The 16,974-nt window shown below is 64.3% G+C and carries 11 protein-coding genes; 7 read left to right on the top strand and 4 right to left on the bottom strand.

Going from position 1 to position 16,974, the window contains the following annotated elements:
- Window positions 1–17 precede the first annotated feature (17 nt).
- Window positions 18–2,774 carry an ATP-binding protein gene (locus tag MnOB_RS27605; protein WP_077527765.1) on the bottom strand — a complete coding sequence of 919 codons (2,757 nt, stop codon included), beginning with the start codon at window positions 2,772–2,774 and terminating at the stop codon, window positions 18–20.
- A 115-nt stretch (window positions 2,775–2,889) separates the two neighbouring features.
- Here MnOB_RS27605 and MnOB_RS27610 point away from each other — a divergent pair, with 115 nt between their 5' ends.
- Complete coding sequence (locus MnOB_RS27610) at window positions 2,890–3,600, top strand: response regulator transcription factor (RefSeq protein ID WP_077527732.1); 711 nt, start codon at window positions 2,890–2,892, stop codon at window positions 3,598–3,600.
- Window positions 3,600–4,949 (top strand): sensor histidine kinase, encoded by a 1,350-nt coding sequence (locus tag MnOB_RS27615; RefSeq protein WP_077527733.1) that lies wholly within the window; start codon window positions 3,600–3,602, stop codon window positions 4,947–4,949. The genes MnOB_RS27610 and MnOB_RS27615 overlap by 1 nt, the downstream gene beginning before the upstream one ends.
- A gap of 16 nt (window positions 4,950–4,965) precedes the next feature.
- On the opposite strand, the gene MnOB_RS27620 is transcribed toward MnOB_RS27615, so the two are convergent.
- The 3 genes from MnOB_RS27620 to MnOB_RS27630 all read right to left on the bottom strand — a co-directional run bounded on the left by MnOB_RS27620 (window position 4,966) and on the right by MnOB_RS27630 (window position 8,734).
- Complete coding sequence (locus MnOB_RS27620) at window positions 4,966–7,173, bottom strand: TonB-dependent receptor (RefSeq protein WP_107504142.1); 2,208 nt, start codon at window positions 7,171–7,173, stop codon at window positions 4,966–4,968.
- Window positions 7,174–7,250: 77 nt separating this feature from the next.
- Entirely contained in the window at window positions 7,251–8,051 is an 801-nt protein-coding gene (locus MnOB_RS27625) for a tetratricopeptide repeat protein (protein ID WP_077527735.1), read from the bottom strand.
- Window positions 8,052–8,053: 2 nt separating this feature from the next.
- Window positions 8,054–8,734, bottom strand: a complete 681-nt coding sequence (locus tag MnOB_RS27630) for a Fe2+-dependent dioxygenase (protein WP_077527736.1) — start codon at window positions 8,732–8,734, stop codon at window positions 8,054–8,056.
- Window positions 8,735–8,942: 208 nt separating this feature from the next.
- Here MnOB_RS27630 and MnOB_RS27635 point away from each other — a divergent pair, with 208 nt between their 5' ends.
- The 5 genes from MnOB_RS27635 (at window position 8,943) to mazG (ending at window position 16,964) form a co-directional block, all read left to right on the top strand.
- The gene (locus MnOB_RS27635; RefSeq protein WP_077527737.1) at window positions 8,943–11,276 is read left to right on the top strand and encodes a TonB-dependent receptor; all 2,334 of its coding nucleotides are present in this window, start codon (window positions 8,943–8,945) and stop codon (window positions 11,274–11,276) included.
- 183 nt (window positions 11,277–11,459) lie between these two features.
- Entirely contained in the window at window positions 11,460–12,371 is a 912-nt protein-coding gene (gene cysM / locus MnOB_RS27640) for a cysteine synthase CysM (RefSeq protein ID WP_077527738.1), read from the top strand.
- The gene (gene rlmD, locus MnOB_RS27645) at window positions 12,358–13,710 is read left to right on the top strand and encodes a 23S rRNA (uracil(1939)-C(5))-methyltransferase RlmD (protein WP_077527739.1); all 1,353 of its coding nucleotides are present in this window, start codon (window positions 12,358–12,360) and stop codon (window positions 13,708–13,710) included. The genes cysM and rlmD overlap by 14 nt, the downstream gene beginning before the upstream one ends.
- Before the next feature lie 83 nt (window positions 13,711–13,793).
- Window positions 13,794–16,040, top strand: coding sequence for a GTP diphosphokinase (gene relA / locus MnOB_RS27650; RefSeq protein WP_077527740.1), 2,247 nt, complete (start codon window positions 13,794–13,796; stop codon window positions 16,038–16,040).
- A gap of 93 nt (window positions 16,041–16,133) precedes the next feature.
- Window positions 16,134–16,964 (top strand): nucleoside triphosphate pyrophosphohydrolase, encoded by an 831-nt coding sequence (gene mazG, locus MnOB_RS27655; RefSeq protein ID WP_077527741.1) that lies wholly within the window; start codon window positions 16,134–16,136, stop codon window positions 16,962–16,964.
- Window positions 16,965–16,974 lie beyond the last annotated feature (10 nt).

Raw genomic sequence — 16,974 nt, forward strand, 5'->3', positions numbered from 1 at the left:
CTGCACGTTGCTGTGGGTCAGGCCTCCATTCGCGCCACCTCGGCCAGGCGCGTGATGGCCGCGTCCAGTTCCTCCAGCGCTTGCGGGGCGCTGGGGTCGTTCTGTTTGAGCAGGGTTTCGCTGCGCTGGCAGGCGGCGCGCAGTTGCGGCACGCCACAGTAGCGGGTGGCGCCGTGCAGACGGTGGACGCGTTCCAGCAGGGTGGTGCGGTCGCCGCTGCGGGCGGCAAGCTGAATGGCTTCGCGGTCGGCGTCGAGTGAGGCCAGCAACATGGACAGCATGTCCGCGGCCAGGTCCGCCTTGCCGGCGGCCAGGCGCAGTCCTTCCTCCGGGTCCAGCACTTCCAGGCCATCATGGACCCGGTCTTCGCGGCCCTGGCGCTGCGCAGGCTGGCTACCGAGGCTGAGGCCGGTCCACTTGAGCACGACCTGGGCCAACTGGCGTTCGCCAATGGGCTTGGTCAGGTAGTCGTCCATGCCGCCCTGGAGCAGGGCACGCTTTTCGTTGGCCAGGGCGTGGGCGGTGAGGGCGACGATGGGCACCGGGTCGATGCGCTGGTCGCTTTCCCAGCGGCGGATCGCTTCGGTGGCCTGGGTGCCGTCCATGCCGGGCATTTGCACATCCATCAAGATCAGGTCGAAGCGCTCACGTTGCACGGCTTCGATGGCGTCGAAGCCGCTGTCGACCGCGCGCACCGCGGCGCCCATGTCCGTCAGCAGGGTCTGCACCAGCAGCAGGTTGGCGGGATTGTCGTCGACGCAGAGCAGGCGCGGCGCCCGGCTGTTGTTCGGTTGCGGTGGCTCGACGCGCGTTTGACGGGGGCTGACCAGGCCGCTCAGGGCCTGTTGCAGCTTGAGTGTGCAGGTAGGCTTGGCCTGCAACTGGCTATGGGCTTCGGGCAGGGCGCGGTGGTAGAGCGCCTGTTCGGTGGTGGGGCAGAGCACCAGGCTCTTGCAGCCAAGTTGTTCAAGGTCCCATACCCGCTGGCTGAGTTGCTCCGGCGAAAGCGCCTGGACATCGGCGCCGATCACGGCGAGGCCGATCGGACGTTTGCTCAGGCGGCGCGCGGCGACGTCATCCACCAGGGTGCCGATGCTCGGATAGTCCAGCACTTCCAGGCCGCAATCTTCCAACTGGTGATGCAGCGACTGGCGCGTCAGTTCCTGCGGTTCCAGGACGGCCACGCGACGGCCTTCCAGTTGGGCTTGTACGCCGCTATCCATCTCGTCCAGCGACTTGGGCAGGCTGAGGGTGATCCAGAATTCCGAGCCGACACCCGGCGTACTGCTGACGCCGATTTCGCCGCCCATCTGCTCGATCAGGCGCTTGGAGATCACCAGGCCGAGACCGGTGCCGCCGGCCTGTCGGGAGAGTGAGTTGTCCGCCTGGGTGAAGGCCTGGAACAGGGCGCGCAAGTCGGCGTCGGTGAGGCCGATGCCCGTGTCTTGCACGCTGATGCGCAATTGCGCCAGTTCGTCGTCGCTGTCGTCTTCGAGCATGGCGCGCACGGCAATGCTGCCTTCGCGGGTGAACTTGATGGCATTGCTCACCAGGTTGGTCAGCACCTGCTTGAGGCGCATCGGATCGCCCATCAGGTGCAGCGGGGTATCGCGGTAGACCAGGCTGACCAGTTCCAGGTGCTTCTCGTGGGCGGCCGGGGCGAGGATGGTGAGCGTGTCCTGGATCAGGTCGCGCAGGTTGAAGGGGATGTTTTCGAGGACCAGCTTGCCGGCCTCGATCTTCGAGAAGTCGAGTACCTCGTTGATGATGCCCAGCAGGCTGTCGGCGGATTTCTCGATGGTGGCCAGGTAATCCTGCTGGCGCGACGTGAGGTCGCTTTTTTTCAGCAGGTTGGTGAAGCCAAGGATGCCATTGAGCGGGGTGCGGATCTCGTGGCTCATGTTGGCGAGGAACTCGGACTTGATGCGGCTGGCCTCCAGGGCCTCCTTGCGCGCCAGGTCCAGCTCGATGTTCTGTATCTCGATGGTCTCGAGGTTCTGGCGCACGTCCTCGGTGGCCTGGTCGATGTTGTGCTGCAGCTCTTCCTGGGCGGTCTGCAGGGCTTCGGCCATGCGGTTGATGCCCGAGGCCAGTTCGTCCAGTTCATGGCTGCCCAGTGGGGGCAGGCGGGTTTCCAGGCGACCTTCCTTGAGCAGGGCTACCCCTTGCTTGATGCGCCTCAGGGGGTCGTTGATCGCGCGGCTCATGCGCAGGGCCAGCAGGGCGGTGACGCCGAGGCCCGTGGTGATCAGCAGCAGGCTGGCCAGCAGGCTGCGATAGCCGCGCAGCAAGGTGCCCTGGTGGGACATTTCCAGTTCGACCCAACCCAGCAGGTTGTCATTGGGCAGTGGCGTCTTGTCGCCGGAAAGCACCCGATGGCGTTCGAACACCGGCTGCAGGAAACGCGTGGCCTCGGTGTTGCTGGTCAGCGAAAGGTTGTTGCCTTCGCCGTCGGGGCTCTCGTTGAGCATGCGCGGTCCGGCATGGGCGAGGCGCTTGTGGTCGGCACCGATGAAGCTCACCGCGCGCACGTCGGCCTGGTCCAGCGCGTGGTCGGCGATGCGCTCCAGCAGCACGGCGTCTCCGCGAATCAGGGCGGGAGCGGCGAGGGGAGCCAGGTGTTCGGCGATCATCTGTCCGCGTTGCAGCAACTGGGCCTGCATGTCGGCCTGCTGTACCCAGGTGAAATAGCCGCCCAATACCAGTGCCAGCAGGCTGGTGGGCAGCAGCGTCAGCATGAGCACGCGGCCCTTGATACCCAGATCCTTGTACACGCCCATCCTCTCCCTCAGCGCTTTCCGCGCAGTGTAGCGACCAATTGCATGGGAATCTTGCGGCAGTTTTGTCAGAATTCGCATTAGGCAATAGTTAGCATTTGCAGGTAACTCTATGTTGACCACTCCCCGCACGCCCGCCCGCATTCTTGCCATCGAGGACGATCCGCTGCTGGCAGCCCATCTGCACGACCATCTGCAAGACCGTGGTTTCGAGGTCACCCTCCGCCAGGATGGCGAGGAAGGCCTGGGGCTGGCGCGCGATGAAGACTTCGACCTGATCCTCATGGACATCCTGCTGCCCGGCCGCAATGGTCTGGACGTGCTGGCCAACCTGCGTCGCGAATGCAAGGTGCCGGTGATCCTGATGTCCGCGCTGGGGGCGGAACAGGACCGCATCGCCGGATTCAGCCAGGGCGCGGACGACTACTTGCCCAAGCCGTTCAGCATGGGCGAGATGGAAGTGCGCATCGAGGCCGTGCTGCGGCGGGTGGCCTATGAGCGCGGTGAACCGGAGACCCCGGGCGAGGGCCTGGAGCTGAATTTCGACGAAGGCCGCGCGGATGTTTCCTACGCGGGCCAATGGGCCGAACTCACGCCGACCGAATACCGTCTGCTGGTGACTTTCTCGCGGCACATGGAGGAGGCACTGAGCAAGGCCTTCCTTTATCAGCACGTGCTGCACCGGGCCTACTCGCAGCATGACCGCAGTCTGGACATGCACGTCAGCCACATTCGCCGCAAGCTGCAGCGTCTGAGCTACACCGGTAGTCGCCTGGAAACCATCTGGGGCAAGGGCTACGTGATGACCAGCAGGGAAAAATGATGCCGGGGCGCAACTCGCTGTTCTGGAAGCTGGCGATCCTGCTGGCCGGCTTCTGCCTGGCGATGATCGCCCTGACCCTTTCCTGGGGGCAGCGCATCGGCGAGCAGACTTCCTATCTCTCGGATGAGGCGAAGACCGTCCTGAGCGGTTACGCGGAACGTGCCGAGACGGCTTGGCGCCAGGGCGGAGCGAGCGCGGTCGATGCCGTGCAGGCTGAACTGGAGGCTGCCGAGGGCAGCTGGGTGCTGGTGCTGGACCCGCACTTGTTTCCCCTGGGCACCCGTGTGATGACCGCCGACCAGCGCGAGCACCTGAGCTTCATGCGCCAGCTGCACTGGGGCATGGGCCGGCAAACGCCGCAGCCGCGCATCCTCAGCATTCCCTTCAAGAGCGGTGACGGCCAGCTGGTGATGCAGTTGCCGCAACGTTTCAGTCCCTGGGGACCGCGGCCGCTGCTGTATTTCCTCGCCTACCGGGTGGCGCCGGTCATTCTCGCGCTGGCGCTCTGCGTCCTTCTCTTCCGTCTGCTGATCGCACCGTTGGCGCGGTTGCGCGAGCAGGCCAACGCGCTCAGTGCCGATGACCTCAGCGCCCGCCTCGGGGCACCGCTGGCCAACCGTCGCGACGAATTGGGCGAGCTGGCGCGTGCGTTCGACCACATGGCCGGGCGCCTGCAAGTCACGGTGACGTATCAGCGGCGCCTGCTCAGCGACCTGTCCCACGAGCTGCGTACACCATTGAGCCGACTGCGAGCGGCCAGCGAGCGGGAGGAGAGCCTGGACAGCCTTCGGCAGCGGCTGGAGCGGGAAGTTTGCGTGATGCAGCAGCTGGTGGAGAACACACTGGAGCTGGCCTGGCTGGACTCGGAACGACCGCGATTCGCCCAGGAGGCGGTGCACCTGCGTCCGCTATGGGACGTACTGTCCGAAGATGCCAGCTTCGAGACGGGCTGGCCGAAGGAGCGCCTGCATTTCGAACTGGACGAGGATTGCACCGTCAGGGCCAACCTCAATGACCTGGCAAAGGCGCTGGAGAACATGCTGCGCAATGCCATCCGCCACTCGCCGGAAACGGGCCGGATCACCTTGTCCGGACAGCGCGAAGGCGATTTCTGGTGCCTGAACCTGCGCGACGAAGGCCCTGGCGTACCCGAAGAACAGCTGGAACTGATGTTCGAACCCTTCGCCCGGCTCAACCAGGCGCGTCCGGGAGATGGCGGTTTCGGCCTGGGCCTGAGCATCGCCCGCAGCGCGATCGTCCTGCAGGGTGGGGCGGTCTGGGCGCGCAACCTCGATCCCGGCCTGGGCATGTACCTTCGTCTGCCGGCCTGGCAGGGCAGCCCGGGCTGAGCTGCCCTGCCACAGGTCAGAACCTGAAGTTGGCGGTCAATTCGGCCGAACGGCCCGGTGCGACGTTGGCGAACACGCCGACGTGGGAGGCATCGTAGATGGTCTCGTCCGCCAGGTTGAGGATGTTCAACTGCAGGTCCAGGTTGCGGTTGACCTTGTAGCCGAGCATCGCGTCGTAGCGCCAGTAGGACTCCAGCTTGCGGGTGTTGGCATCGTCCAGGTAGCGCTCATCCATGTAGTTGGCACCGCCACCGATGGTCCACTTGTCATCCAGCGCATAGGTCGTCCACAGACTGAAGCTTTCCGGGGCGATGAACTTCATCTGGTTGCCGGAGTAGTCCACATCACCGCTGCGGTACTTGCGCGTGGTCGGGTCCAGATAGGTGTAGCCGGCCCAGACCTGCCAGGCATCGCTGATGCGACCGGTTGCGCCCAGCTCGAATCCGTCCACGCGGCTGTCGCCGGAGAGGGTGACATCGCCGGTGACCGGGTCCTGGGAGCGCCCATCGGTCTTCTCGATGCGGAACAGCGCCGCGGTCAGCGACAGTTGCTCGTTGAGCACGTCCCACTTGGTGCCCAGTTCCAGGCTGCGGTTCTTCTCCGGGTCGAGGTTGTTGACGGCAGCCCCGCCTGCGGCACCATCCGCGCCACCAGCCTGTCCGACCGTTTCTCCGGCCGGGTTGGAGCTGGTCGCGTAGGTCAGATAGATGCTGCCGTTGGGCAAGGGCTTGAACACCAGGCCAACCTGGTAATTCAACATTTCGCTGGAGTTGGAGGCGCTGCCGTTGGTGACGTAGTAGTCGTCATAGCGCAGGCCCAGGTTCAGGTCCCACTGCTCGTGCAGTTTCAGCGTGTCGAACACATAGGCCGCACGCACGTCCTGCTTGGTCTCGCTGACCGAACCCGTGCCGCGGGTCACCGGCGGGAATGGATCGTGGGGATTGGGGCTTTCCAGGTCGGCGTTGGAGCCGGCCCGGACGTTGTAGCGATCCTTCTGGTCGATGGTCTCGCGGCTGAATTCCAGGCCGGCGGAATAGTTGTGCTGCAGACCAGCGGTGAAGAACTCGCCGAAGATGTCGGTCTGGTTGACCAGGGTCTTGGTCACGCTGTTGCGCGCACGGCCATCACGGATCACCTCACCATCGAGCTCGCGGTTGATCGCGGCATTCAGTTGCGCGGGGGTATTGGTGCTGCCGAAGTTCGGCCGGGTCATCACGTAGTCGAGCAGGGTGCGACCGCCGCGAGTGGTGTTGCGCAGGGACAGGGCTTCGCTGAAATCGTGTTCCAGGACGATGCTGGCGATGTCCGCGCTGGTTTTGCTGAAGTCGCGGTCCACCAGCCCATAGAAGTTGTCGCGATCCACTTTCACCGGTTTGCCAGTGATGTTGGACACTGGGTGCCCCAGGTCCGACATGTCTTCGGTTTCCAGGTGGTAGTAGCTGAAGGTGGCGCGCGTCGGGGTGTGCAGGCCGAAGGTCATGGTCGGCGCAATGCCCCAGCGCTTCACGTCCACATCTTCGCGGCCGGGCGTGTCGGCTTCGTGCTTCATGGCATTGAGGCGGAAGGCCATGCCTTGCTCGGCGACGTATCGGTTGACGTCCAGGGTCGTGCGCCACAGCTGGTCAGAGCCCAAGGTCAGGCTGCCGGCGGTGAAGTCCTCGGTCTGGGCGACCTTGCTCACCAGGTTGATGCTGCCGCCAGTGGCGCCCCTGCCGGTGTAGGCGGAGCCCGGCCCCTTGATGATTTCCACGCGCTCCAGGTTGAAGGCTTCGTGGGCATTGCGGCCGACGTCGCGAACGCCGTCGATCATGATGTCGGTGGACGCTTCGTAGCCGCGGATGAAGGGGCGATCGCCCACCGGAGTACCGCCTTCGCCAGCACCGAGGGTGATGCCCGGTGTCGTGCGCAGTACGTCCTTGAGCGAGCTGGCGCCGCGTTCCTTGATCAGGTCTTCGGTAATCACCGTCACGGATTTGGGCGTGTCACGCAGTGGCGCGGTGAACTTGGGTGAGGAGCCCTGATCGACCTTGTAGCCTTCGACATGGGTCGAACGGACGTCCGTGCTGCCCAGTTCGATGGCGGAAGGTGCAGCCGGACGTTGCTCGTCCTGGCGGTTTTCCGCAGCGAGGCTGACGGTTGCGCAGGACGCAAGGGCGAGGCCGACCGCGGAACTGGAAAGGTTTGCCGAAGGCTGAGGCGTGCCCGTGGACGTGTAGGTGCTCATCTGAGTTCTCCCCATGTGAATGAATCGGGGGAAGCTAGATGAGAGTTGTTCTCAAAAGAAACTGTTTTACGTTTGGTTTACGGGTGCGCTGTTAACAGATATTTCTGCAGCGCTTCGCCGTCGCTGTCGTCGCCCAGTTCGGCAGCGCGCTGGTAATAGGACAGGGCCAGCGCCTGGATGCGGGGTTCTGGCGCTTCGGTCAGGCTGGCGCGACTGGCGCGCAGGAAGTTGAGATTGCCTTCTGCCAATGCGCGCTCCAGCCAGAGGAGGGCTTCATCCACCTCGCCCTGCGCAGCCAGCACCGCGGCGAGACTGAACTGGCCCCGGAAGTCGCCCGCCTCGGCGGAGCGGCGATACCAGGCAAAGGCGACCTCGGGGGCGGGCTCCACAGCGATGCCTTCCTCGTAATAGCGCCCCACGAGGTTCATCGACTTGGCGTGGCCCAGTTGCGCCGCGCGCAGGTAGAGCGCCAGTGCCTGGCGCTGGTCGCGCTGGACACCGCGTCCGGTGGCCAGCAGGCCCGCGTAGTTGTACATCCCCCAGTCGAGTCCTGCGGCGGCAGCCGTGCGGAATTGGGAGGCGGCGCCCGGCAGGTCGATCGAGCCACCCCAGCCCTGTTCCAGGCAGCGCCCGAGCATGTTCCGGGCCATGGCGTCTCCACGCTCGGCGGCGATCTGGAACCAGGTGCGCGCCAGCGCGGCGTCCTGCTCGATGCCCTGGCCGTCCAGGAGAATCTGGCCGAGCAGCGTTTGTGCTTCGGTCATCCCATCCCGCGCGGCGCCCAGGATGGTGCGGGCGGCCTGGCGCGGGTCGCTGGCCAGCCGTTCACGAAGCTCTTCACTGCTGAGGGTTTCGGTGCGGGTCAGGGTGAAGCTCATGCCTAGACCTCGACCCAGCGGCGCAGGAGGTTGTGGTAGTTGCCGGTGAGCTGGACCAGCGCGGGATGGTCCGGCACGTCGCGCGCAAGGCTCTGGATGGCCTGGTCCATCTCGAACAGCAGGGTCCGCTGGCTGTCCTCGCGGACCATGCTCTGAATCCAGAAGAACGAGGCGATGCGCTCCCCACGGGTGACCGGCTCCACTTGGTGCAGGCTGCTGGCGGGGTAGATCACCAGGTCGCCGGCGGCCAGTTTCACGCGGTGGGCGCCGTAGGTGTCCTGGATCACCAGGTCACCGCCGTCGTAGGCGTCCGGCTCGCTGAAGAACAGCGTGGCGGAGACATCGGTGCGGACTTGTTCGGGGCTGCCCTTGATCGGGCGCACGGCGTTGTCGATGTGGTAGCCGAAGGTGCCGCCGCCCCGGTAGCGATTGAACAGTGGCGGATAAACCTTGTTCGGCAGGACCGCCGATACGAACAAGGGGTGGTTCCACAGACGTTGCAGCATGGCGCTGCTGATTTCGCGAGCCAGCGGATCGCCTTCGGCCAGCTGCTCATTCTGTTTGGCCTTGGCGGACTGGTACCCCGCCGTGGCCTTGCCGTCCGCCCAGTCTGCCGGCTCCAGGGCCTCGCGGATGCGCGTTGCCTCTTCTGTCGTGAAGATGCCGGGAATGTGCAGGAGCATGGCGGTATACCGGGTGATCTGAGTTGGAGGCGAATAGTATTTATTTTCATTCAGCCTGTAAAACCGAGGCGCTGGCGAGCGATTTCGCGTTCGGCCGCGACTTTGTAAATGTTGTAAAAAAGACGCGAATGAGAATCTATGCCAATTGTTGCTGTTAATTATTTGAAATAGATTTCGCGGCCTCTGAAATCCCTGGGGAGGGAAAACGATGTCGCGTCATGCTGTGGAACCCACCATCTCGACTCAACGCCTGCTGGCGTCTGCCATTGGCGTGGCCATCGGCGCCATGTCCGCCGCGCCCGTACTGCAAGCGGCCGAGACGAAGAAGGAGAGCGACGGCGTCGTCTCCCTGGATGCCACGTCGGTGGTGGGTGAGAAGTCCGAGGACACCAGCTACCAGGTCGAACGGGCCTCTTCCCAGAAGTACACCGCGCCGCTGGTGAACACGCCGCGTTCGGTAACCGTGGTACCGCAGCAGGTACTCAAGGACACCGCCGCCGTTTCCCTGCAGGATGCCCTGCGCACCGTGCCGGGCATCACCATGGGTGCGGGCGAGGGTGGCAACCCCCAGGGCGACCGTCCGTTCATTCGTGGTTTCGACGCCCAGAGCGATACCTACCTCGACGGCGTGCGTGACACAGGCTCCCAGACTCGCGAGATCTTCGACATCGAGTCCATCGAAGTCAGCAAGGGCCCGAACTCCTCCTTCGGCGGCCGTGCTTCGGCCGGCGGCAGCATCAACCTGGTGACCAAGAAGGCGCGTCTCGGCGACTTCACCAACGGTGGCTTCACTTGGGGCTCCGACCAGACCCAGCGCTACACCGCCGACATCAACCGCCAGTTCCTCGACAACGCCGCATTCCGCCTCAACCTGATGAGCCACGAGAGCAATGTCGCTGGCCGTGACGAAGTGAACTACGACCGTTGGGGCGTGGCGCCGTCCCTGGCGTTCGGCCTGGGCACCGACACCCGCCTGAACCTCGACTTCTACCATATGGAAAGCAACGACCTGCCGGACTCGGGCATTCCCTATGGTTACTCGGTGGGCACCACTCACACCGCCGCCAATCCGGACAAGCCGGTCGACGGTGGCGACAGCAGCAACTTCTACGGCCTCACCAATCGCGACTTCCGCAAGACCCGCGCGGACATCGCCACCATCAGCTTCGAGCATGATTTCAACGACGCCCTGACCATCAAGAACACCCTGCGTCACGGCAGCAGCATGCAGGACTACATCCTGACCCAGCCGGACGACAGCCAGGGCAACGTGCGCAATGGCACCGTCTGGCGTCGCGTCAACACCCGTGTGAGCAACACCACCACCACCACCAACCAGACCGATCTATTCGGTGAGTTCCAGCTGGCCGGCCTCAAGCACAGCTTCTCCACCGGCATCGAACTCACCCGCGAGGAAGGCGATCGTTCTTCTTACACGGTGAACACCGACACCACGCCGGCAACCACAGCCGCCACCACCAATTGCTCCCCCGCAACCATTGGCGCGCCCAGCGGCTACAACTGCACCTCGCTGGCCAATCCGAATCCGCATGATCCCTGGTCCGGCAGCATCGCGCGCAACTACGCCAGCACCGAGTCCACCGGCGATACCCGCGCCATCTACGCCTTCGACACCATCGAGCTGGACCCGCAATGGCTGCTGAACCTGGGCCTGCGCTACGACAACTTCCAGACCGACTCCAAGACCAAGTCCGCTGCGGGCGCGACCACCTTCAAGACTTCGGATACCAGCGAGTTCGTCAACGGACAGATCGGCCTGGTCTGGAAGCCCACCGAGAACGGCAGCGTCTACGCGTCCTACGCCACCTCCGCGACGCCGCCCGGCACCATGCTCGGCGAGGGCCAGGAAGGTAACCCGCTGGACACTTCCGTCGGCACCCCGACCAGCATCGTCAGCGACCTGGAGCCGGAAGAGACCACCAACTACGAGTTGGGCACCAAGTGGGACCTGCTGGACCAGCGCCTGTCGCTGACTGCGGCGATCTTCCGCACCGAGAAGGACAACACCCGCGTCCTGGTCAGCAATTACACCTATGAGAACGCCGGCAAGACCCGCGTCGACGGTATCGAGCTGACCGCCAGCGGCAAGCTCACCGACAAGTGGCAGGTCTTCGCCGGTTACAGCTACCTCGACAGCGAAGTGGTCGATCCGGGCGCGGTGGGCAACCGCAGCGGCGTAGTGACCAGTAGCGTCAACCCGGCCAAGGGCAACGAACTGCCCAATACGCCGAAGAACAGCTTCAGCCTGTGGACCACCTATGAAGTGCTGCCGGACCTGACCATCGGGGGCGGTGCCTTCTATGTGGATGACGTCTTCGGCGATACCAACAACACGCTGTACGTGCCGTCCTACTGGCGCTACGACGCCATGGCCAGCTACAAGCTGACGAAGAACGTCGACCTGCAGCTGAACGTGCAGAACCTCACCGACGAGGTCTACTACGACAAGGCCTATTCGGCCCACTTCGCCAACCAGGCGGCGGGCCGTACCGCGCTGCTCACCACCAGCGTGCACTTCTAAGAGAAGCAAGCAGAAGCCCCGGCCGGGAAACCCGCCGGGGCTTTCGCTTTTCGGGGAATGGGAAATGCCTTTCCGCTACATATATATAGCTGCACGCCATAAGCCGAAACGCACGCGCGATATGGCGTTGCGCGGTTTGCCGCTATCATATGCACCCCCTGCGTCTGGATTGCGAAACCCGCCATGACCCTGCAGTACCCCACAATCGCCGATTGCATCGGCCACACCCCGCTGGTGCGTTTGCAGCGCCTGGCTGGCGAAACCAGCAATACCCTCCTGGTCAAGCTCGAAGGCAACAACCCCGCCGGTTCCGTCAAGGACCGTCCGGCCCTGTCGATGATCACGCGCGCGGAACTGCGCGGTGACATCCAGCCCGGCGATACCCTGATCGAGGCCACCTCCGGCAACACCGGTATCGCCCTCGCCATGGCTGCGGCCATCAAGGGCTACAAGATGATGCTGATCATGCCGGACAACATGAGCGCCGAACGCAAGGCCGCCATGACCGCCTACGGCGCCGAGCTGATCCTGGTAAGCCGGGAAGAGGGCATGGAAGGTGCTCGCGACCTCGCCGAAAGCCTGCAGCGCGGTGGCCGAGGCAAGGTGCTGGACCAGTTCGCCAACGGCGACAACCCGGAAGCCCACTATGTCGGCACCGGTCCGGAAATCTGGCAGCAGACCCAGGGCACCATCACCCATTTCGTCAGTTCCATGGGCACCACCGGCACCATCATGGGCGTGTCGCGTTACCTCAAGGAGCAGAACCCGAATATCCAGATCGTCGGCCTGCAGCCGCAGGAAGGTTCGGCTATCCCCGGCATCCGCCGCTGGCCGCAGGAATACCTGCCGAAGATCTACCAGGCCGACCGTGTCGATCGCGTGGTCGACATGGCCCAGATCGAAGCCGAAGAAACCATGCGCCGCCTGGCTCGTGAGGAAGGCATCTTCTGCGGCGTTTCTTCCGGCGGTGCGGTGGCCGCGATGCTGCGCCTGTCCCGCGAAGTCGAGAACGCCGTGATGGTGGCGATCATCTGCGACCGTGGCGATCGTTATCTTTCCACCGGCATATACGAAGACCCGAATGTCCCGGCGTAATAGCGGCCTGCGCTTCCAGCCGAGCGGCGGAGCGCGGAGCCAGCAAGTCCCGGTGGGCAAGAAGCAGCGCCTGGTCATCGAGCGCCTTTCCAACGACGGACGTGGCATAGCCTTCGTCGACGGGCGTACCTGGTTCGTATCTGGCGCGTTGCCGGGTGAAGATGTGGAAGCCCGCGTCCTCGCGGCCCGCAGCCAGGTCGTGGATGCCCGTGCAGAGCGTGTGCTGAGCGCCAGTCCGATGCGCCTGGTGCCGCCCTGTGCCCATGCCGGCCAGTGCGGCGGCTGCACGCTGCAGCACCTGCCCCATACCGAACAGCTCGCCCTGAAACAGCGCACGCTGGCTGAACAGCTGGCGCGTTTCGCTGACGTCGAGCCGCAGGAATGGGTGGCCCCACTTGTGGGGACCGATTTTGGTTATCGGCGTCGCGCGCGCATCGCTGTGCGCTGGGACGTCAAGGCCCGTCATCTGGATGTCGGATTCCGCGCGGCTTCCAGCCAGGCGATAGTCGGAATCAAGGATTGCCTAGTGCTGGTACAGCCCTTGCAGTCGTTGATGCGGGCATTGCCCGACCTGCTCCGGCGCGTGGAGAAACCCCAGGCGATCGGGCATGTGGAGCTTTTCCATGGCACCGCATCGGCATTGCTGCTGCGTCACACGCAACCGCTGGGCGAGGTCGACTTGCAGCGACTGCGCGAGTTCTGCGCGGTGCATCAGGCCCAGCTCTGGCTGCACGGTGACGGTGAACCCCAGCCGGATCAGCCCGGTGCGCATCTGGGCTATCGCCTGGCGCGCTGGAACCTGGAGCTTGAATATCGCCCCGGCGATTTCGTTCAGGTGAATGCAGCGGTCAACGAGGCAATGGTGGAGCAGGCGCTAGACTGGATGAACCCGCAGCCGGGCGACCGGGTGCTGGACCTGTTCTGCGGCCTCGGCAACTTTGCCCTGCCACTGGCGCGCCAGGTGCGCGAGGTGGTGGCGGTGGAAGGCGTCGACGCCATGGTGCAACGGGCACGCGGCAATGCCGCGGCCAACGGGCTGGAGAATGTGCACTTCTTCCAGGCCGACCTGTCGAACCCGCTGGCCGATGCGTCTTGGGCAGGGCAGGGTTTTGATGCCGTGCTGCTCGATCCGCCACGGGACGGCGCTTTCGAAGCCGTTCGGCAGATTGCTGCAACCGGTGCGAAACGAGTGGTCTATGTATCCTGCAACCCAGCGACCCTGGCGCGTGACAGCGCCGAACTGGTCAAGCAGGGATACCAGCTGAAGAAGGCCGGGATTCTCGACATGTTTCCTCAAACGGCGCATGTCGAGGCCATGGCGTTATTCGAGGTGGGCTAGGAAGCCCGCGTAATCCGACCGGCACGACAGAGGCTGGCGACAGTTCGACGTGAGGGGTTCACGTCGTAGGGAAGGTAGGCAAGATGGTACAGGTGAGAGCGCAACAGCCGGTCAACACGGACGGCAGCATCAACCTCGAGGCGTGGCTGGACCATGTCATCAGCCTCGATCCGGTGCTCGACCGCGCGGTACTCAAGGAGGCGTGCGAGTTCGCCCGCGACGCCGAACAACAGGCCAAGGCTGCGCAGAACAGCTGGGCAGAAGGCAGCTCGAGCTTCCAGACCGGTCTGGAGATCGCCGAGATCCTCGCTGACCTGAAGCTGGACCAGGAGTCCCTGGTGGCTGCGGTGATCTACCGTGGCGTGCGTGAAGGCAAGATCCAGCTGCAGGCCGTGCAGCAACGCTTCGGTCCGGTCGTCGCCAAACTGATCGAAGGCGTGCTGCGCATGGCCGCCATCAGCGCCAGCCTCAACCCCCGGCAATCCATGGTCCTCGGCACCCAGGCGCAGGTGGAGAACCTGCGCAAGATGCTGGTGGCCATGGTCGACGACGTACGCGTCGCGCTGATCAAGCTGGCCGAACGTACCTGCGCCATCCGTGAAGTGAAGAATACCGACGAGGAGAAGCGGCACAGCGTCGCCCGCGAGGTGTTCGACATCTACGCGCCACTCGCCCACCGACTTGGCATCGGCCATATCAAGTGGGAGCTGGAGGACCTGTCCTTCCGCTACCTGGAGCCGGAGCAGTACAAGCAGATCGCCAAGCTGCTTCATGAGCGCCGCCTCGATCGCGAGCAGTACATCGCCGATGTGATGAAGCAGCTTCGCGAAGAGCTGGCCGCCACCGGCATCAAGGCCGACATCAGCGGCCGCGCCAAGCACATCTATTCCATCTGGCGGAAGATGCAGCGCAAGGGTCTGCAGTTCAGCCAGATCTACGACGTGCGCGCCGTACGCGTGCTGGTGCCCGAGGTACGCGACTGCTACACCGCGCTCGGCATTGTGCACACCCTCTGGCGGCACATTCCCAAGGAATTCGACGACTACATCGCCAACCCCAAGGAGAACGGCTACCGCTCCCTGCACACCGCAGTGATCGGCCCGGACGGCAAGGTGCTGGAAGTGCAGATCCGCACCCACGCCATGCACGAGGAAGCCGAGCTCGGGGTTTGCGCCCACTGGCGCTACAAGGGCACGGACGTCAAATCGAGTTCGGACCACTACGAAGAAAAGATCGCCTGGCTGCGCCAGGTGCTCGAGTGGCACGAGGAACTGGGCGATATCGGCGGCCTGGCCGAGCAGTTGCGGGTGGATATCGAGCCCGACCGGGTCTACGTCTTCACTCCGGATGGCCACGCCATCGACCTGCCCAAGGGCGCCACGCCGCTGGATTTCGCCTATCGCGTCCACACCGAAATCGGCCACAACTGCCGCGGGGCCAAGGTCAACGGTCGTATCGTGCCGCTGAACTACGGGCTGCAGACCGGCGAGCAGGTGGAGATCATCACCGGCAAGCACGGTGCGCCCAGCCGCGACTGGCTGAACCCGAACCTCGGTTACATCACCACCTCCCGCGCCCGGGCGAAGATTGTTCATTGGTTCAAGCTGCAGGCCCGCGACCAGAACGTCGCAGCGGGCAAGGCGATGCTCGAGCGCGAACTGTCGCGCCTGGCATTGCCGCCGGTGGACTTCGAGAAGCTCGCCGAGAAGTGCAACCTGCGCACCGCCGAAGACATGCACGCGGCGCTGGGCGCGGGCGACCTGCGCCTGGCCCATGTGGTCAACTGCGCCCAGGCGCTGGTGGAGCCGGAGCGTGGACACAGCGAGCAGCTGGAGCTGATCCCGCGCAGGCCTTCCCAGTACAAGCCGGGCAAGCGCGGCGACGTGCAGATCCAGGGTGTGGGCAACCTGCTCACGCAGATGGCCGGCTGCTGCCAGCCGCTGCCGGGCGATCCCATCGTGGGCTACATCACCCTCGGCCGTGGTGTCAGCATTCACCGTCAGGACTGCCCGTCGGCTCTGCAACTGGCCGGCCGCGAGCCCGAGCGGATGATCCAGGTGAGCTGGGGTCCGGTTCCGGTACAGACCTACCCGGTGGACATCATCATCCGCGCCTACGACCGTTCCGGCCTGCTGCGTGACGTCTCCCAGGTGCTGCTCAACGAGCGCATCAACGTGCTGGCGGTGAATACCCGCTCCAACAAGGAAGACAACACCGCCGCCATGATGCTGACCATCGAGATTCCTGGTCTGGATGCACTGGGTCGGTTGCTGGCGCGTATCTCGCAGCTGCCGAACATTATCGAAGCGCGCCGTAACCGGGCCGCCTGACGTAGGTTGGTCCGAGCTAGCGAGGCCCAACATCTTTGTTGGGCTTCGCTCCGCTCTGCACCAACCTACGGAAGATCCCAACAGGATTCCTTCATGTACCAACTCAACGACCTGCTGCACCTCATGGCCCGGCTGCGCGACCCGCAGTACGGCTGTCCCTGGGACCTCAAGCAGGACTACGCCAGCATCGTCCCGCATACCATCGAGGAAGCCTACGAGGTGGCCGACGCCATCGAGCGCGGCGACTTCGATCATCTGCCGGGTGAGCTCGGTGACCTGCTGTTCCAGGTGGTCTATTACAGCCAGTTGGCGAAGGAGGAGGGACGCTTCGAATTCGCCGGTGTGGTGGATGCCATTACCCGCAAACTGGTCCGTCGCCATCCCCACGTCTTCCCCGACGGCGACCTTTACGGCGCGCCGGACATGGCCCGGCCGGAAGAGGCTGCGATCAAGCAGCGCTGGGAAGAGATCAAGGCCGAGGAACGCGCAGAGAAGGCTGCTGAGCCCGAACAGCTTTCACTGCTGGACGACGTACCGACGGCATTGCCGGCCCTGAGCCGCGCCGCCAAGCTGCAGAAACGCGCGGCCCAGGTGGGCTTCGACTGGCCCGAGGCGCTGCCGGTAGTCGACAAGCTCCGCGAAGAGCTGGACGAAGTGCTGGAGGCCATGAGCGAAAACGACCCGCAGGCCATCGCCGATGAGGTGGGTGACCTGTTGTTCGTGGTGGTCAATCTGGCCCGTCACCTGAAGGTCGATCCTGAGACCGCCCTGCGTGGTGCCAATGCAAAATTCGACCGTCGCTTCCGTTTTATCGAACAGGCATTGCGCGAGGCGGGTCGTCCCATCGAAGATTGCACCCTGGAAGAACTGGATGCCCTCTGGGGCGAAGCCAAGAAGCAGGAAAAACTCAGCCTTGGCTGCTAGCTGATAACTC

The organism is Metapseudomonas resinovorans, from assembly GCF_002003485.1.
Classification (GTDB): domain Bacteria; phylum Pseudomonadota; class Gammaproteobacteria; order Pseudomonadales; family Pseudomonadaceae; genus Metapseudomonas; species Metapseudomonas resinovorans_D.